Origin of the sequence: Acinetobacter sp. WY4 (genome assembly GCF_018438165.1) — a bacterium.
Classification (GTDB): Bacteria; Pseudomonadota; Gammaproteobacteria; order Pseudomonadales; family Moraxellaceae; genus Acinetobacter.
This window is the reverse complement of sequence record NZ_CP053948.1, coordinates 52,360-70,068: the sequence shown is the minus strand read 5'-3', so window position 1 is coordinate 70,068 and position 17,709 is coordinate 52,360. Positions and strand designations below refer to the sequence as shown.

14 protein-coding genes, 5 pseudogenes and 1 other annotated feature are annotated in these 17,709 nt (G+C 40.9%); of the genes and pseudogenes, 13 read left to right on the top strand and 6 right to left on the bottom strand.

Annotated elements, in window-relative coordinates:
- Window positions 1–59: 59 nt before the first annotated feature.
- Genes bioA through bioD form a run of 4 tightly spaced genes read left to right on the top strand, consistent with a single transcriptional unit; the run spans window position 60 to window position 3,920 of the window.
- Complete coding sequence (bioA, locus tag G4D73_RS14990; RefSeq protein ID WP_213687797.1) at window positions 60–1,340, top strand: adenosylmethionine--8-amino-7-oxononanoate transaminase; 1,281 nt, start codon at window positions 60–62, stop codon at window positions 1,338–1,340.
- The gene (locus G4D73_RS14985) at window positions 1,337–2,506 is read left to right on the top strand and encodes an 8-amino-7-oxononanoate synthase (RefSeq protein WP_213687796.1); all 1,170 of its coding nucleotides are present in this window, start codon (window positions 1,337–1,339) and stop codon (window positions 2,504–2,506) included. Before bioA ends, G4D73_RS14985 begins: the two co-directional genes overlap by 4 nt.
- Complete coding sequence (gene bioC / locus G4D73_RS14980; protein ID WP_180039008.1) at window positions 2,473–3,258, top strand: malonyl-ACP O-methyltransferase BioC; 786 nt, start codon at window positions 2,473–2,475, stop codon at window positions 3,256–3,258. Before G4D73_RS14985 ends, bioC begins: the two co-directional genes overlap by 34 nt.
- The gene (gene bioD, locus G4D73_RS14975; protein WP_180039009.1) at window positions 3,255–3,920 is read left to right on the top strand and encodes a dethiobiotin synthase; all 666 of its coding nucleotides are present in this window, start codon (window positions 3,255–3,257) and stop codon (window positions 3,918–3,920) included. The genes bioC and bioD overlap by 4 nt, the downstream gene beginning before the upstream one ends.
- Window positions 3,921–4,341: 421 nt before the next feature.
- Here bioD and G4D73_RS14970 read toward each other — a convergent pair whose 3' ends face one another.
- Complete coding sequence (locus tag G4D73_RS14970; RefSeq protein WP_180039010.1) at window positions 4,342–4,683, bottom strand: histidine kinase dimerization/phospho-acceptor domain-containing protein; 342 nt, start codon at window positions 4,681–4,683, stop codon at window positions 4,342–4,344.
- A gap of 45 nt (window positions 4,684–4,728) precedes the next feature.
- The gene (locus tag G4D73_RS15555) at window positions 4,729–5,106 is read right to left on the bottom strand and encodes a hypothetical protein (protein ID WP_228305215.1); all 378 of its coding nucleotides are present in this window, start codon (window positions 5,104–5,106) and stop codon (window positions 4,729–4,731) included.
- Between the two features lie 321 nt (window positions 5,107–5,427).
- Between G4D73_RS15555 and G4D73_RS15545 the strand changes: the two are divergent.
- The 4 genes and pseudogenes from G4D73_RS15545 to lldD form a co-directional block, all read left to right on the top strand.
- A pseudogene (locus G4D73_RS15545) lies at window positions 5,428–5,547 on the top strand (IS5/IS1182 family transposase); the annotation flags it as partial.
- Between the two features lie 224 nt (window positions 5,548–5,771).
- A complete protein-coding gene (lldP, locus tag G4D73_RS14960; RefSeq protein WP_044112454.1) occupies window positions 5,772–7,436 on the top strand; it encodes an L-lactate permease in 1,665 nt (554 codons plus the stop codon).
- Between the two features lie 17 nt (window positions 7,437–7,453).
- On the top strand, window positions 7,454–8,197 hold the full coding sequence (lldR, locus tag G4D73_RS14955) for a transcriptional regulator LldR (protein WP_180039011.1): 744 nt from the start codon (window positions 7,454–7,456) through the stop codon (window positions 8,195–8,197).
- Window positions 8,198–8,200: 3 nt separating this feature from the next.
- Window positions 8,201–9,346 carry an FMN-dependent L-lactate dehydrogenase LldD gene (lldD, locus tag G4D73_RS14950; protein WP_114541435.1) on the top strand — a complete coding sequence of 382 codons (1,146 nt, stop codon included), beginning with the start codon at window positions 8,201–8,203 and terminating at the stop codon, window positions 9,344–9,346.
- Between the two features lie 351 nt (window positions 9,347–9,697).
- Here lldD and G4D73_RS14945 read toward each other — a convergent pair.
- Window positions 9,698–9,811: pseudogene (locus tag G4D73_RS14945) on the bottom strand (VF530 family DNA-binding protein); the annotation flags it as partial.
- A gap of 102 nt (window positions 9,812–9,913) precedes the next feature.
- Between G4D73_RS14945 and G4D73_RS14940 the strand changes: the two are divergent.
- Window positions 9,914–11,052, top strand: a protein-coding gene (locus G4D73_RS14940) for an IS3 family transposase (protein ID WP_213687795.1) whose coding sequence is annotated in 2 segments (ribosomal slippage) — window positions 9,914–10,172 and window positions 10,172–11,052 — 1,140 coding nt in all. Because the reading frame shifts where the segments join, the coding sequence is not laid out codon by codon here.
- Window positions 11,053–11,163: 111 nt separating this feature from the next.
- Here the strand turns inward: G4D73_RS14940 and G4D73_RS14935 are convergent.
- Complete coding sequence (locus G4D73_RS14935) at window positions 11,164–11,532, bottom strand: MbcA/ParS/Xre antitoxin family protein (RefSeq protein ID WP_151766596.1); 369 nt, start codon at window positions 11,530–11,532, stop codon at window positions 11,164–11,166.
- Window positions 11,533–11,668: 136 nt separating this feature from the next.
- On the opposite strand from G4D73_RS14935, the gene G4D73_RS14930 reads away from it, so the two are divergent.
- Entirely contained in the window at window positions 11,669–12,370 is a 702-nt protein-coding gene (locus tag G4D73_RS14930) for an IS1 family transposase (protein WP_213687794.1), read from the top strand.
- 205 nt (window positions 12,371–12,575) lie between these two features.
- Complete coding sequence (locus G4D73_RS14925) at window positions 12,576–13,043, top strand: hypothetical protein (RefSeq protein ID WP_213687793.1); 468 nt, start codon at window positions 12,576–12,578, stop codon at window positions 13,041–13,043.
- A gap of 222 nt (window positions 13,044–13,265) precedes the next feature.
- Here G4D73_RS14925 and G4D73_RS14920 read toward each other — a convergent pair.
- Together G4D73_RS14920 and G4D73_RS14915 are read right to left on the bottom strand one after the other, a co-directional pair.
- Window positions 13,266–13,415, bottom strand: a pseudogene (locus G4D73_RS14920) (VF530 family DNA-binding protein); the annotation flags it as partial.
- Window positions 13,416–13,456: 41 nt separating this feature from the next.
- A pseudogene (locus tag G4D73_RS14915) lies at window positions 13,457–14,677 on the bottom strand (IS3 family transposase).
- Window positions 14,286–14,402: a sequence feature (AL1L pseudoknot), on the bottom strand. (Overlaps the previous pseudogene by 117 nt.)
- 80 nt (window positions 14,678–14,757) lie before the next feature.
- On the opposite strand from G4D73_RS14915, the pseudogene G4D73_RS14910 reads away from it, so the two are divergent.
- Window positions 14,758–14,904 (top strand): annotated as a pseudogene (locus tag G4D73_RS14910) (IS256 family transposase); the annotation flags it as partial.
- A gap of 42 nt (window positions 14,905–14,946) precedes the next feature.
- A complete protein-coding gene (locus tag G4D73_RS14905; protein ID WP_213687803.1) occupies window positions 14,947–17,613 on the top strand; it encodes an excinuclease ABC subunit UvrA in 2,667 nt (888 codons plus the stop codon).
- The last annotated feature ends 96 nt before the right edge of the window (window positions 17,614–17,709 follow it).

The following is a 17,709-nucleotide window of genomic DNA, read 5'->3' as shown; positions in this document are numbered from 1 at the left end:
TCATTTTCAGATTTAACGCGCTAAGATCAGTTTTAGTTTTAATAATTGGGGTAAATTCTGTGCAGGACGCTTTTGATCAACAGCATATTTGGCATCCTTATACCTCCATGACACAACCCTTGCCATGTTACAAAGTTAAAGCTGCACATGGTGCAGTCATTGAACTTGAAGATGGTACCGAGCTGATTGATGGCATGTCGTCCTGGTGGTGCACAATTCACGGTTATAATCATTCTGAACTCAATCAGGCCGTAACAAAACAATTAGAGTCGATGTCACATATCATGTTCGGTGGTTTGACTCATCAGCCTGCGATTGATCTGGGTAAACTGCTGCTTGAGATCACAGCGCCTGAACTGGATAAAATCTTCTTTGCCGATTCCGGCTCGGTCGCGGTTGAAGTGGCGCTGAAAATGGCCGTGCAGTATTGGCATGCACGTCAGCAACCGCAAAAAACCAACTTTGTTACCACACGCTCTGGCTATCATGGCGATACCTGGAATGCCATGTCGGTTTGTGACCCTGTAACCGGTATGCATCAGATTTTTGGTTCCAGTTTACCGAACCGTTTATTTGTTCCGGCACCTCAAAGTCGTTTTGATGGGGCATGGCAACCCGAAGATATACAGCCACTTGAGCACATGCTGGCACAGCAGCATCAGCAGATTGCTGCCATGATCATCGAGCCGATTGTGCAAGGTGCAGGCGGGATGCGTCTCTATCATCCGGAATATTTAAAACAAGCCAAGTTGTTGTGTGAAAAATACGATGTACTGCTGATTTTGGATGAGATTGCCACCGGTTTCGGCCGCACCGGAAAACTGTTTGCCTATGAACATGCTGAGGTCACACCAGACATTATGTGTATCGGTAAGGCATTAACTGGTGGTTATATGACCTTGTCAGCGACCTTAACCACTCGCCATCTAGCAGAAACGATTTCAAGTGGTGAAGCGGGTGTGTTCATGCATGGCCCAACTTTTATGGCTAATCCGTTGGCCTGTGCGGTCGCATTAAAAAGTACCCAGCTGTTACTGGCTCAAGACTGGCAGACGCGTATTCAACAGATTGAAAGTACACTAGAACAATATTTACTGGATTTAAAATCCTTGGCACAAGTCAAAGATGTGCGTGTCCTCGGCGCAATTGGCGTGGTTGAGCTACATCAAACTATTGATTTGGCGCGTTTTCAGGCTGAATGTGTATGCCGTGGCGTCTGGATTCGTCCTTTTGGCCGTCTGGTCTATGTCATGCCGCCATATGTAATTTCAACACAGCAACTTGAAACTTTATTAAAGCATATGCGGGAGATGATTCAGCAGATAGAGGCAGTAGCATGAACCATCTTGAGCATTTCCAGCAGCAGCTAGATGACTTGAAACAGCAAGGGCAATATCGCCAGTTTAAGTCCAATATTTCTAGCCAGCCACGATTGCAACTCAATGGCCAAGAGATGCTGAATCTGGCATCCAATGACTATTTAGGTCTGGCATCCAACTTAACGCTACGTGAGGAATTTTTTGACCTCACGCCGATGTCTGAGCGATATATGAGTTCAAGCTCTTCACGTTTACTGACAGGAAACTTTCCCAATTTTGAACAACTTGAAGCACAGATGTCACAGGCTTTTGGACGTTCAGTACTGCTGTTTAATAGTGGTTATCACATGAATATCGGGATTCTTCCTGCGCTCAGTAATGCTAAAACCATGATCATTGCTGACAAACTGGTACATGCCAGTATTATCGACGGGATTCGTTTATCTAAAGCTGGCTATGTGCGTTACCGCCATAATGACCTGCAGCATTTGACTCAGTTTTTAGAAAAATATCAGTCAGATGAATCTATCCAGCGCATCATTGTGGTAACTGAATCAATTTTCAGTATGGATGGGGATGAAACAGATTTAACTGCTTTGGTGGCATTAAAACAGCAGTTTGCAAAAGTCATGCTCTATGTCGATGAGGCACATGCAATTGGTGTGCGCGGTGAACGTGGATTGGGCTGCGCAGAACAGTATCAAGTATTGGATCAGATTGACTTCCTGGTCGGTACCTTTGGCAAGGCTTTGGCTTCAGTTGGTGGTTATCTGGTCTGTGCGCCAGTGATTCGTGACTATCTGATTAATAGCATGCGACCTTTAATTTTTAGTACCGCCCAGCCGCCACTATGTATGGCCTGGACTAGATTTATTTTTCAGAAGGTACAGCAGCTTCAGGCGGGACGAATACATTTGGCAGCATTGGCTATACGCTGTCAGCAGGGCATTCAAGACTTGGGATATCACTGTCCGTCAACCTCGCAAATTGTGCCGGTACTGATTGGTGAGGCAAAACGCACCATTCAGGCGGCTGAAATTATGCAACAGCAGGGATTTTATGTGCTACCAGTACGTCCGCCAACGGTTCCTGCCAACACCTCCAGACTCAGAATCTGCCTGAATCAGAACATTTCTGCGGATGAGCTGGACGCATGTCTGCAGGTGCTGAGGAATTTGCCGCGATGAACAGCAAACAGATTGCCCAGCGTTTTGCTCAGGCAAATCTCAGTTATGAGCAGCATGCGCTGGTACAAAGTGCCGTAGCGGCAGAGTTGATGCAGTTCATGCAGCAGCATGTAGCACAACCACATTTGCAACGGGTATTGGAAATTGGCTGCGGTTCAGGGTTTTTTACCCGGCTTTTTATGCAGTATTACAGCTTTGATCATTTATTTTTAAATGATCTATATGCCGAAGTGAAGCAGCATTTCCCGGAAGCTGATCGGCTTTTGTGGGGGATTGGTAATATTGAAACCTTGCCACTGCCGCAGTCTCTGGACATGGTGCTGTCGTGTTCTGCATTGCAATGGATCTCGGATTTAAAAGCATTGTTGCTCAACATTGCGCAGGCCTTAAATCCCTCTGGGCATCTGTGTTTTGCCAGTTATACGGACAATAATTTAAAGGAAATTAAGGCACTGACCGGACAAGGCTTGGATTATCTGCCTTTAGCGGAGGTTTGTGAACTGCTTGAATCCTTAGGCTTTGACATTCTGCTGCAGACAGAAGAACAGATGACCTTGCATTTTGAGCATCCGAAACAGGTGTTACAGCATATCAAAGCCACTGGTGTACAGGCGACGGCACAGGGGTTTCGGTGGACAAAATCGTCCTTACAGGATTTTTATACCGGCTATCAACAATTCCAAGACCCTGAAAGCAAACAGTATGCACTGACCTATCATCCGGTTTATGTCATTGCACGGAAGACAGTATGAGCGCACAGATTTATTTTGTCAGCGGCATTGATACCGCAATTGGTAAAACCTTTACTACTGGTTTTCTGGCCAAAAATTGGAATGAGCAGGGCATTCGTACCATAACCCAAAAGCTGATCCAGACCGGAAATGTCGATATATCAGAAGATATCGAACAGCATCGTGCAATTATGGGTTGTGGATTGTTACCGGAAGACCAGCAAAAACTGACCATGCCGGAAATTTTTACGTATCCGGCTTCACCGCATCTTGCTGCGCGGCTGGATGGGCGAGCCATTAACTTTGAACAGATTCATCAGGCTACCGAACAGCTGGCTGTGGCCTACGACTGTATTTTGCTGGAAGGTGCCGGTGGTCTGATGGTGCCCTTAACCGAAGAGTTCCTGACTATTGATTATATTCAGACACATAATTATCCGGTGATTCTCGTCACTTCAGGGCGTTTAGGCAGTATTAATCATACCTTGCTGAGTCTTGAGTTGTTAAAACTCCGCGGGGTTCAATTATATGCCATTGCTTTTAATCATGCAGATAACTCCAAAGATCCCTTGATCGCTGAAGATACCATTGCTTATTTAAAACAGTATTTGCAGCGTGATTTTGCTGATACGACATGGGTTGATATTCCAGCTTTAAATTTAGCCCCGTCTATCCATGAGTAAGTGATCAGCTTACAGGGGGGCTGATGTGAATGCTTAAATATTGAGGTTGCGCCACTGTAAATTGAATCTGATAGCCATATTTGTTTAACACCATTTTCATCAAATATAAGTCTAGCCCATGCCCATTTTGCTAGGGAGATTTATGCCAGAAACGCTGTCCCAAGTATGCATATCTTCAACCTCTGATTATCATTATGAATGATCAGCACACATGCAGCATAGCAATTGAAATGGTATTTGCCTGTGCCTGCAATAGAGCATTCTTAAGTAGGTTTTTAAAGACGGTATATAGTTCAAAATCGGGTAGGGCAATTCGGATCAGGCTCGGTCAGTCAATTGTTAAACTGGGTTCAATTTCCGGATAAAGCGACTGTAAATCGGCAATCACCTGAGTCAGGAGCCGTGCAATTTCAATACTGTACTAGATATCGCTCAGTACTTGATCGGTAGAGGAAAGTGCTAGAAGCTGTTCCAGTAGCTGGGTACATCGGCGGATACCAATGTGTACCTGCTGCAAGCTTTGTTGCAATTTGGGCGAGCTTGCCTGTTGTTCTGCCATCAGTTGTGCAAGCTGGATATGAGTTTTGATCGCGGTTAAAGGACTACGCAATTCATGGGCGGCGTATGAACTAAATACTTTTTCATTTTCCGGATTTTGATGCAGTTTATGTATTAAGTGCTTAGAGTTTTGGGCAAAGGACTGTACCTTGGAAGGCATTACTTTGGCATCTAAGGTTTTTAAATAGTGAGTAGCATCATTCACTGATAAATTTGGCTGACTTAAAAGGTTTAAACTTCATCTAAGGCTTTAAGCTCTCGACGAATAATCAAAACGATTAAGCCTATACATAGCAATAAAAACAAAATTATTGGTATTAATACCGATTATAAAATCTTTTTGAGCAATTATCCACGTAGGAACATCCGCTCTGCTTCCACCACTTGAATATCCCCACGACGTAACACATAACTGAGCCTCACCTTGTTGCTTTGTACTAAAGCCAACTACTTGGTGGCTTAAATCTTTCGGTGCACCTCGGGTTTTTGCTACCACATGCTGAACGACACTGACGTCAGAGCCAAATAAAGACACTTTATAGGCAATCAACTGCTCTTGATTGGTGGAATGAAGTTGTTGGGCTAGTACATTTTCATCCAAGTTTTGCATCGGCAGTTGTTGAGTCAATCGAGCGACCATTGGATGGCTGAATCAAACCAAATTGATATATTTCCTTGACTGAGTAAGGCTTTATTGTAGGTAGATCAACTGGTTGTACGATAGATCTTGGGTGCAGACCTCTTCATTTAGAAATTATATTCCCCAAGAAGCTTTCAGTGGTAGGTTTGTGCAACAAAGCCTCTTGCAAATAAAGGCTATCAAGGGATTTATACATTGTATCCAAATAGTTTATGGCCATTAAAAGCAAAAAAGCACTAAAAACCAGATCTCGAGCTAAAATTTTATAACCAAGAAATCAATAAAAGAAGAATTGGAATTGAACAGTTATTTGGAACTTTGAAAACCTTCAAAATCCTTGCCGAGCGATATCGCAACCCTGGCAAAAGACTAGGATTAAGATTTAATTTAATTGTGGGAATCTATAATTTTGAGCTGAGTAAAAAGTGAATTATGAAAGAAATCTAATATATAAAATTTTAAGAGATTATGAAAATTGGTCATACCAAAAAATAAATTAAATCTTTTATATTGTGTTTTTGGGCTAATATTACTAATATCGCCAATACAAAATGCACATTTTATCTCTTAAACACTAAATTGGTCATACCAATTTAGTGTTTAAGTACAATAAACTGTTCAATCTAGTAGTTAAGCATTTCAAGGAGTAGACAATGCTTCAACAGTGGCAACAAATTTATGATCCTATAGGCAATATCTGGATTTCGAGTGCTATTGCGCTAGTTCCAATTATTTTCTTTTTTTTAGCGTTAGCTATTTTTCGCATGAAGGGTAGTGTAGCCGCTACAATTACCGTCTTTTTAGCCTTTCTGGTCTCATTATTTTTATACAAAATGCCAATTGGAATGGCATTAGCATCAATGGTCTATGGATTCTTCTACGGCCTGTGGCCAATTGCATGGATTATTATCGGTGCAGTTTTTATATATAAGATTTCAGTAAAAACAGGACAGTTTGATGTTATTCGTTCGTCTATTCTGTCAATTACAGAAGATCAACGTTTGCAAATGCTATTAGTTGGGTTTGCTTTTGGTACGTTTTTAGAAGGTGCGGCAGGTTTTGGTGCGCCCGTCGCAATTACTGCGGCACTGTTGGTGGGACTCGGCTTTAAGCCTTTATATGCGGCTGGGCTATGTCTGATAGTTAATACTGCACCTGTTGCTTTTGGTGCAATGGGAATTCCGATCATTGTCGCTGGGCAGGTTTCAGGTGTTGACACCATGGAAATCAGTCAAATGGTTGGTCGTCAGTTACCCTTTATGGTGCCAATTGTATTGATCTGGATCATGGCAATCATGGATGGTTGGCGTGGGGTTAAAGAAACTTGGCCTGCTATTTTAGTTGCCAGCTTATCTTTTTCTTTAGCGCAATATCTAACATCAAATTTTGTTGGGCCTGAGTTACCCGATATCACTGCTGCAATTGCATCATTAATCAGTTTAACTATCTTACTTAAGTATTGGAAACCAAAACATATTTTTCTTTTTGAGGATAAAAATATACAGGTAGATGAAACTATTATCAAGCAAGCTCGTAAACAATATAGTGTGGCACAGATAGCCAAAGCCTGGTCTCCATTTCTGATACTTACAGCAATGGTGACGATCTGGAGCATCAAACCTTTTAAAGATTTATTTGTTAAGGACGGCCCATTAAGTGATTTAGTAGTTTCAGTTAAAGTGCCGTATTTGCATCAATTGATTCAAAAGCTACCACCTGTCGTGCCTGAAATTAAAGATTATGATGCGATTTATAAGTTTGATTGGTTATCAGCAACGGGTACGGCGATTATATTGGCGGCATTGATCACGATTATTTATTTAAACATGAAACCTAAAGAGGCAGTTTCGACATTCTTTGAAACCGTGAATGAACTAAAAACCCCAATTTATTCGATTGGTATGGTACTGGCTTTTGCGTTCATTGCAAACTATTCAGGTCTGTCAGCAACGCTTGCTTTAGCACTGGCACATACGGGTCAGGCTTTCACCTTCTTCTCACCATTCTTGGGTTGGGTTGGAGTGTTTCTTACAGGTTCGGATACTTCAGCTAACGCATTGTTTTCAGCGTTACAAGCAACTACAGCACAGCAAATCGGTGTGCCTGAAGTCTTGTTAGTTGCTGCCAATACCAGTGGTGGAGTAACAGGTAAGATGATTTCTCCTCAATCAATTGCGATTGCTTGTGCGGCAGTGGGCTTAGTTGGTAAAGAATCTGATTTATTTAGATTTACAGTAAAACACAGCATTATCTTTACGGTGATGATTGGTATTATTGTGACCTTACAAGCTTATGTTTTCCCGTGGATGATTCCGTAAACGGGTCAAGGAAAAAAATGAAAGTCTCCGACAAAGTAGTACAGCGGTTACGTCTATTGATTGAAAAAAATAATGTACAAGTCGGAGAGCGATTGCCTGCCGAACGCCAACTCTGTGAACAATTGGGTGTGTCTCGTAGCTCTTTACGTGAGGCGATTCAACAGCTGATTACCGCAGGGATTATTCAGAGCAAAGCGGGTGCAGGCAACTATTTAAAGCAGTTGCCTGCACATTGGTCACAGCATCAAATCGTTGAGCCATTATCCGGTTTGATGGATCAAGATCCTGAATATCGTTTTGATGTACAAGAAGCTCGTATGGTGCTTGAAGGTGGTACAGCGTGGTATGCCGCACAACGTGCCACACCCAGTGATTTGATCAATATTCGTCAGTGTTTTGAGCAGATTAGCCATTTTCAGGCCTTAGGTGATGATGCACACGCAGCAATAGCGGATGCGAAGTTTCATCTGGCGATTGCAGAAGCATCCCACAATCTAGTGCTGATCCAAATGATGCGTAGTTTGTTTGATTTATTGCAAGACAACGTGATGTTAGGGCGACGTAAAGTCTACACTACACCACAACATTTTGAACAATTGCATGACCAGCACTTTGAAGTGATGGATGCAATTGAACGTCAAGACTCAGAGACTGCACGTAAGGCAGCTTGTGGGCATATTGAATTTGTTGTTCAACGCGTACGTATGATCGATGAAGAAGAAGCTCGTCGTCAACGTTCGAGTCGATTAAATAGGACATAAGTTATGATTATTTCTTCTGCAAATGACTATCGTGAAGCTGCGAAACGTCGTTTACCGCCATTTTTATTTGAATACATCGATGGTGGTGCCTATGCGGAATATACTTTAAAGCGTAATGTAGACGATTTATCAAAAATCGCTTTACGTCAACGTGTGTTAAATGACATGTCTGAGCTGAGCTTAGAAACGCAATTGTTTGGTGAAAATTTGGCGTTGCCAGTGGCATTGTCACCTGTAGGTCTAACGGGTATGTATGCGCGTCGTGGTGAAGTTCAAGCCGCGGTTGCCGCAGATAAAAAGGGCATTCCATTTACCTTATCAACAGTTTCAGTTTGTCCAATTGAAGAAGTGGCACCTGCGATTCAACGTCCGATGTGGTTTCAACTGTATGTACTACGTGACCGTGGTTTTATGAAAAATGCCTTGGAACGTGCTAAAGCCGCAGGCTGTTCTACCTTAGTATTCACAGTCGATATGCCTGTTCCAGGTGCGCGTTATCGTGATGCACATTCAGGAATGAGTGGTAAAAATGCTGCAATACGTCGTTATATGCAATCGTGTATGCACCCACACTGGGCTTGGAATGTCGGTTTATTGGGTCGTCCGCATGATTTGGGTAACATTTCGAAATATTTAGGTAAGCCGACAGGTCTGGAAGATTATATCGGTTGGCTGGGAAGTAACTTTGACCCTTCAATTTCTTGGAAAGATCTTGAGTGGATTCGTGATTATTGGGAGGGTCCCATGGTTATTAAGGGGATTTTAGATCCTGAGGATGCCAAGGATGCGGTACGTTTCGGAGCAGATGGAATTGTGGTCTCCAATCACGGTGGTCGTCAGCTTGATGGTGTTTTGTCTTCTGCTCGTGCGCTTCCTTCAATTGCAAGTGCGGTCAAAGGTGACATCAAAATTTTAGCAGATTCAGGGATTCGTAACGGTCTTGATGTGGTACGTATGTTGGCTATGGGTGCAGATATTTGCATGCTTGGTCGTGCATTTGTATACGCACTTGGTGCTGCCGGCGGTTCTGGGGTAAGTAATTTACTAGATTTGATTGAGAAAGAAATGCGTGTGGCAATGACATTGACTGGTGCAAGAACCATTGCAGATATTACATCGGATTGCCTGGTCAAGCTAGAGAAAGAGTAAGCGATTTAATTACTCACATTACTAAGGCTTTGCCAACTTTCCTTTGAAAAAAGAGATTTTTATCTGAATAATTTGGGTAAACAAAGCTTCCTTTTGAAAAAAACCAACCTTGGTAAGAGTCACCGACATAAAATACACTAAATACTATAATTGGTATTTAAATAAACTCTATATATAACAGTTATATAGAGTTTTTATTTTATGTGGTGTAATTTAAGGTAGGGTAGGATACTTTGATTTTTGGTCACTAATTTATTGTGATAATCAACAATAATAACCAGCATACATATGCTTAACCTAAAGTTATTTTACTGACTGGTATAATTTTATGATGAGAGAAGGTGCCTGGGGCTACGGTTTCTGTTTTGCCTTTTGACGTAACACGTACAAATATAAGCTTTCTACTTTTTCACGTGCCTAGGGTGTGGTACGCAAGAATCGCAATGATGATTTAACACTTGGATCTGAATAGCCACCGATTTTGTAGACACCTTTTAGTTAGATAATGGACTGCCACCACTCTCCTAGACAAATTTCGTCTATTCTTTTTGCATAGGAGAGAACATTATGAGTGGACAACGATACACCTCAGAATTTAAAGAAGAAGCTGTTAAATTGATTACTGAACGTGGATATTCTGTCACTGATGTGGCAGAACGTTTAGGTGTATCACAGCACAGCATTTATAAATGGCTAAAGGCCGTACAGCCTTTACGCAACAACCCTGATGAACATGAACTACTCGAAGCAAAGAAAGAGATCCTTCGTCTTAAAAGTCAGCTTAAGCAAACTGAAGAAGAGCGGGATATCTTAAAAAAGGCCGCAAGGTACTTTGCAAGCCTGCCCGAGTAAAGTATCAGTTTATCCTTGAGTACAGCCATCAATTTAAGATTAAGACGATGTGTCGGGTTCTTAAGATTGCTCGTGCTGGCTATTATGCCTGGCTACATGAACCCGAATCAGGCAGAACAATTGAAGACAAACGGTTATTACAACTGATCCGTTCTTCTTATGATGCCAGTTATGCTATCTATGGTTATCGTCGCATCACGCTGGATCTTAAAGAGCTAGGTGAAAGCTGTGGACCGAATCGTGTGCTGAAGATCATGAAGAACAATGGCATTGCCGCTGTTCGAGGATATAAGAAGCATAAAAGCTATGGTCGTGGTCGTCCTCAGATTGTGCCACCTAACCATTTAAATCGAGAATTTGTTGTAAACACACCTGATACCTCGTGGGTGACTGATATTACCTACATCCGCACTTGGCAAGGCTGGTTATATCTGGCTGTGGTTCTCGATTTATATTCAAGGAAAGTCATCGGTTGGTCAATGAAACCTACGCTTGCCAAGGATATCGTTTTGGATGCCCTTTTAATGGCGGTATGGCGACGCAGACCCAATGAACCTGTGATCATACACTCAGACCAAGGCTCACAATACAGTAGCGGAGACTGGCAGAAATTCTGTCAGAAGCATAATTTAGTTCCGAGTATGAGTCGTCGTGGAAACTGTTGGGACAATGCTGTTGCTGAATCCTTTTTTAGCAGCTTAAAGAAGGAAAGAATTAAAAAGAGGATCTATAAAACACGAGAAATGGCGCGTGCAGATGTATTTGATTATATCGAGATGTTTTACAATCGAATCAGGCGTCATTCGCATCTCGATGGGATGAGTCCAGAAGCCTTTGAGGCAGCTTCAAAATGAGGCCGTCTCGTGTCTAGGATACTGGGAGCAGTCCACTTCTTATACCTTGAATTTGAATTATTAGACAAAATTATGACTTTTAATTTTCTGTGTAATGAAGCTTTGTATTTCTTAATATTTACCCTGAAGCCGAAGTTCTTCGACTACGTTTAATACAGTAGCTAATCCCTGAGTAGTCTGAATCTGTTTTATCGGAATGCCTTTGGTTAGCTTATTTGGTGACTTCATAAAATGCTGCATCCATTTAGCCTCTCCACCTGTTAGAGCATCTAGTGATATCGCAATACGAATTAAAATAATTGCGAGTTCTCCCTGACTTGAATCGGGATCTAACTCAAGCGAATTTAAAGTTTCCACTGAATCTAAATTGAGAACGATAGCAAGCTGGCTCTGTGTCAAACCAAGTTGATTTGCAGATGATAAAACAGCTTTAGCTAATACCTTTTTTTGTTTTGCAATTTTTTCTGGTGTTTTATGCATGACTGATCTCTGTTTCAGACGTTGCTGATATCTAGAGTTTATACTATTTGATTATCGTTTCTCAGAGTTAAAATTTTTGGTGGTGTTTCAAAAAGTATGCTGAAAAAAACAATATGGCTTTTGATAAAATAGAGGTATGAAAATAACGCTACAAATCAAATGTCCTACCTGTCTAAGTAACAATATAAAGAGAAATGGCATCAAAGTAGATGGGAAACAAAACCATCAATGCAAAGATTGCAAACGTCAGTTTATTGGTGATCATGCATTAAGCTATCAAGGATGTAACTCAGGTATTACCGGCAAGATATTACATTTAATGGTCAGAGGAAGCGGTGTAAGAGATATTGCTGAAGTCGAGCGTATCAGCATTGGCAAGGTATTACGAACCTTAAGTGAATCGATCTATCAGATTCAGCCTAAACAAAGCCACTACGAATGTCTTGAAGTCGATGAACTTTGGACTTTTGTAGGGAATAAGAAAAATAAACAATGGCTTATTTATGCCTACCATCGAGAATCTGGAGAAGTTGTTGCTTATGTTTGGGGTAAGCGGGATTTAGCAACGGTTCAACGTCTTAAAGCTAGACTTAAAAAGCTTGGGGTTCAATATGCTGAAATTGCGAGTGATCACTGGGATAGTTTTATCACAGCATTTCAATGTTGCAAGCAAGTGATCGGTAAGTTTTTTACCGTCGGTATTGAAGGTAACAACTGTAGAATTCGTCATCGAATCAGGCGTGGATTTAGGAGAAGTTGCAACTTTTCTAAAAAGCTCGAAAATCATTTTAAAGCCTTTGATTTGACTTTCTTTTACCTTAATAACGGATTTGTTTAACGCCAGCATACTTTTTGAGACACCACCAGCCATTTTAATTAAGAAATGCGAAATAAAGCACGCAATTGTATATGAGCTGTAACATTAATATTGTATATTAATTAACTAATACTATTATGGTTTTTTGTCTGCGCTAAATAAATTTGGTCATGTAAAGCATAAATAATTGATATGGCTAAACTTTCAAATTGAGGTAAAGTTATAAATGAATACATCGGTAAAAATAATCTCTGTTGATGGTGATGTTTGGCGTTTTTCAAAGACAAATAAAAAAATAATTCTAAAAAAGGGGGCAAAGCTTCAGGTGAAAGATGTATTGCATCTTTCAGAAGAAAGTAGTGTCGTGTTGCAGCTTTCAAATGGCCGAGTTGTTGAAATTCATGGTAAAGATTTAATCAATAATGACGGCAATTTTAGCCTCAATTCTTTGCTAGGTGAACCAAACTCGGATCTAGATAAAATTGTAAATTTTGCAAAATCATTTCAGCAAATGAATGATACAGAACAACAAAATGATGTTGTTCGTTTGGATGATGGTCGAGTATTTAAAAAAGAAGGTAAAGATTATGTTGAAATTGCGGGAGAGTCCTTTGATGGCGATCCTGATGTAACTCAAGGTGGTCATCGTTTTGTTCAACTTACACCCCAACCTTGGCAAGAGTCACCAACATAAGATACACTAAATAACATAATTGGTATGTTAGTAAACTCTATATATAACAGTTATATAGAGTTTTTATTTTGTGTGGTGTAATTTAATGTAGGGTGGGGTAATTTGATTTTTGGTCACTAATTTATTGTGATAATCAACAATAATAACCAACATACATATGCTTAATCTAAAGGTATTTTACTGACTGGTATAATTTTATGATGAGAGGGGTGTTGCCTGGGGCTACGGTTTCTGTTTTGCTTTTTGACGTAACACGTACAAATATAAGCTTTCTACTTTTTCACGTGCCTAGGGTGTGGTACGCAAGAATCGCAATGATGATTTAACACTTGGATCTATGCAAAAATATCTAACTTCAATTTTACGACTTAAACTGAACCGTACCGGGTTTGTCGGAGACTTTTTTATTTAAGTTAGGCCACCTGACCTAACGGGTTAATCTTATCATAGTACATTGCTTCAAACTCAAAAGGCGATACATAACCCAGTGCACTGTGTACACGCTTTTTATTGAACCAATCTACCCAGTTTATTGTCGCAAGTTGTACATCCGCTAAACCTTGCCAATCTGCTTTTAGATATTCAATCACCTCTGTTTTGTATAAGCCATTCACCGTTTCAGCCAGAGCATTATCGTATGAATCACCAGTTGTACCGACTGATGCTCGTAAATTTGCAGCTTCTAAACGATTGGTATAGCGAATAGAAAGATATTGAACACCTCTATCGGAATGATGAATCACATTCTTTGGCATGCCTCGATCGTGCAATGCATTGCTCCAATGCATCGAGCACCATATCTGTATTCATTCGTGTAGATACTTTCCATCCAACTATTGCTCGTGAGAACACATCAATAACAAATGCGGTATATACCCAGCCTGAATGAGTTTGAATATAGGTAAAGTCACCCACCCATAGTTGGTTTGGATGATCAGCATTAAAATTACGTTTCACTAAATCATCTGCCCGTTTTTGGTCATCTCGGCTACGGGTGGTTTGTTTGTTCTTACCTCGCCAAACACCTTGTATACCTAGCTTTTGCATTAATCGAGCAACAGTACAGCGTGCAATAATATAGCCTTCACGTTTCAGTTTTTGCCAGACTTTACGTACACCATACCGACCTGAACTTTCCTTCCAAATTCGTTTAATCTCCTCAGCATGATGCAAGTCATGTAAATCTCGCTTTGCTCGATGTTCTGGATTTTCGCAGAGATCTAGAGTCCGGTAATAGGTTGAAGCTGCGATCGGTAAAATCCTACAAATCGCATCAACACCATATAAGTCTTTATTGTTATGGATGAAATCCACCATTATTTGTGTGGGCGGTCGAGCTCCGCCTGGGCGAGAAAAGCGGCTGCTTTACGTAGAATTTCATTGGCACGCTTTAATTCTTTAATTTCACATTCCATTTGCTTCATTTTTTCTTGATCAGATATCTGTTGTACTTTAATAGGATTTTGCTGATCTAAATGCTTTTGATGCCAGGCACGAAGTGTTTCAGGAGTACAACCAATCTTAGGCGCAATTGCTGTGATTGCAGCCCAAGTAGAAGGATAATCTTTTTCAGATTCAATCAATAATTGAACCGCTCTTTCTCTGATTTCAGGGGTATATTTTAATTTTGTCATCGGGACACTACGCTTCGCTACGTCTTGCGAAGCAATGCTTCTCATCTCAGAATATTGACTCTCCGACAAACCCGGTACGGTTCACTTCTGATGATTCAGTGAAAAGGGTCATTTATTTAGCAACTTCAAATGCTGCTAAAAAATGGACCATGCCAACTCAAAATTGGCGTTTAGCAATGAATTGGTTTACGATTCAGTTCGATGATCGATTAAAAGATCATTTATAAAAAATGAGACTTACACAAAATAATTTACAGGCTCGTAGAAACATGAAAATACATTCTTTTGGTGAACACAATAACATTACTTTATCTAATAATTGTATTGAAGTTCGAGGTGCACGTGAGCATAACCTTAAGGATGTAGATGTTTCTATCCCAAGAAACGCACTTGTTGTTTTCTCAGGTGTATCGGGTTCAGGAAAATCATCACTTGCTTTTGGAACTATTTTTGCTGAAGCACAAAGAAGATATTTCGAATCTGTTGCACCTTATGCAAGACGCTTAATAGATCAGGCCGGAGTACCAGATGTTGATGCTATTGATGGTCTACCACCAGCAGTAGCATTGCAACAACAACGTGGTGTAAGTAATACCCGTTCTTCTGTTGGAAGTGTAACAACTTTATCAAGTCTCGTGCGAATGATTTATTCGCGTGCTGGTGCATATCCTGCCGATCAGCCAATGTTATATGCCGAGGACTTTTCACCGAACACTCCTCAAGGTGCTTGTCCTACCTGTCATGGTTTAGGTCACATTTATGAAGTTACAGAATCGACAATGGTTCCTGACCCAACACTCAGTATTCGTGAGAGAGCTATCGCATCATGGCCACCTGCTTGGCACGGGCAAAACTTACGCGATATCCTAGTAACCCTAGGGTATGATGTTGATCGACCATGGAAAGATTTACCGCAATCGGATAGAGACTGGATTTTATTTACTGAAGAAACCCCAACAGTTCCTGTCTATGCTGGTTTAAGCCCCGCTGAGACTCAATCTGCACTTAAACGTAAACTAGAACCCAGCTATATGGGCACTTTCACTGGTGCTCGTCGCTATGTCCTTCATACTTTTGCTAATACCCAAAGTACGTTGATGAAAAAACGTGTTTCACGTTTTATGGAAGGAAAAATATGCCCTTCCTGTCATCGTAAACGCCTTAAACCAGAAGCCTTATCTATTACCTTTGCTGGAGTAGATATTGGTGAGTTTATGCAACTTTCTTTGGATAAGTTAACTTGCCTGCTTGAGCCCATTGTTCTAGGCAATTTCGACGCTCATGATGCTGGAGAAAAGACTAATAATAAAGTAACCCAACTTGATAGATCTGAACGAGCAACAACAGGTAGAGCAGTGCATTCTGTATCTCCAGATGTAAGACGTACGTCAGCACTTTCAGATGAAAAGAAAATTGCTGCGCAGCGTTTAGCAAATGGTGTGGTGGGGCGTTTAAATCAATTACGCCAGTTAGGTCTTGGTTATCTAACATTAGATAGAGCCACACCGACTCTTTCAGCGGGAGAGTTACAACGTTTGCGGTTAGCAACACAATTAAGTTCTATGCTATTTGGTGTAGTTTATGTACTGGATGAACCGTCTGCTGGATTACATCCTTCAGATAGTCAGTCATTATATGATTCTCTCGATAAATTAAGAGACGCTGGAAACTCCGTATTTGTTGTAGAGCATGATTTAGAGCTCATGCGTCGTGCTCAATGGTTAGTGGATGTTGGACCAGATGCAGGAGAGCAAGGTGGTAATATTTTATATAGTGGAGTACCTCAGGGTTTAAGTGAGATTTCAGCTTCACGTACTGCAAGTTATTTATTTAATAAAATCCCAGTTACTCAAAGTTATGGACGTACACCCTCTGGTTGGCTTGAACTTAACAATATTTACCGACATAACCTGCATAATATTGATGCTCGTATACCTCTTGGTGTACTTACAGCAGTTACAGGTATTTCAGGTTCAGGTAAATCTAGTCTCGTTTCTCAAGCTTTACCCGAGTTAGTACTTTCATATTTAGGCAATGAATCTGAAACTGAAAACAATAATGAAAATAATCCTTTAAATGAAGGAATGTTGGTTACCGAGGTTACACAGGGTTCTCTGGCTGGTGATGTGGAGGCTATACAGCGTCTGGTACAGGTTGATCAAAAACCAATTGGCCGTACTCCACGTTCTAATCTGGCAACTTATACGGGTTTATTTGATCATGTTAGAAAGTTATTTGCTGGGACTCCTGAAGCTCGCCAAGCTCATTATGATGCTGGACGTTTTTCGTTTAATGTGGCTAAAGGGCGATGTGAAACTTGTGAAGGTGAAGGCTTTGTCAGTGTAGAATTATTGTTTATGCCAAGTGTATATGCCCCTTGTCCGACATGTCATGGTGCTCGATATAATGATGACACTCTGAAAATTCGCTGGAATGGACGTAATATTGCTGAAGTATTAGGAATGACCGTCAATGAAGCACGTGATTTTTTTGATGGAGAGGTCTCGATTGCTCGTTCACTACAATTATTAAAGGAAATTGGCCTTGGTTATTTACGTTTAGGGCAACCAGCGACTGAACTATCTGGTGGAGAAGCGCAACGTATTAAATTGGCGACCGAGCTGCAACGCAATCAGCGTGGAAATACACTGTATATACTTGATGAGCCAACTACAGGTTTGCATCCATCAGATGTAGATCGATTGTTAGTTCAATTGCAGCGATTAGTCGATGCGGGTAATACCGTGGTTATGATTGAGCATGATATGCGTGCCGTTGCACAAGCAGATTGGGTGATTGATGTGGGACCAGGTGCTGGAAATGCTGGTGGGAATATTGTTGTGGCAGGAACACCAAAACAAATAACAGAAAATCAAGATAGCCGTACTGCTCCATATTTAGTTAATGAGTTAGTGAGTCGTGATACTAAACGTTGATATTACGAGTGGGTAGAATAAATCCTTAAATTAAAAGCCTGTAAAATCAATCAGATATTTTTTGTTTTAGGTGGTGTGTGAGCATGAAATCTAAAA

Coding starts and splice junctions, on each gene's coding strand:
- G4D73_RS14925 (WP_213687793.1), top strand. CDS start 12,576: ATGAATACATCGGTAAAAATAATCTCTGTTGATGGTGATGTTTGGCGT.
- lldP (WP_044112454.1), top strand. CDS start 5,772: ATGCTTCAACAGTGGCAACAAATTTATGATCCTATAGGCAATATCTGG.
- G4D73_RS14905 (WP_213687803.1), top strand. CDS start 14,947: ATGAAAATACATTCTTTTGGTGAACACAATAACATTACTTTATCTAAT.
- lldR (WP_180039011.1), top strand. CDS start 7,454: ATGAAAGTCTCCGACAAAGTAGTACAGCGGTTACGTCTATTGATTGAA.
- G4D73_RS14935 (WP_151766596.1), bottom strand. CDS start 11,532: ATGCATAAAACACCAGAAAAAATTGCAAAACAAAAAAAGGTATTAGCT.
- lldD (WP_114541435.1), top strand. CDS start 8,201: ATGATTATTTCTTCTGCAAATGACTATCGTGAAGCTGCGAAACGTCGT.
- bioD (WP_180039009.1), top strand. CDS start 3,255: ATGAGCGCACAGATTTATTTTGTCAGCGGCATTGATACCGCAATTGGT.
- G4D73_RS14930 (WP_213687794.1), top strand. CDS start 11,669: ATGAAAATAACGCTACAAATCAAATGTCCTACCTGTCTAAGTAACAAT.
- bioC (WP_180039008.1), top strand. CDS start 2,473: ATGTCTGCAGGTGCTGAGGAATTTGCCGCGATGAACAGCAAACAGATT.
- G4D73_RS14985 (WP_213687796.1), top strand. CDS start 1,337: ATGAACCATCTTGAGCATTTCCAGCAGCAGCTAGATGACTTGAAACAG.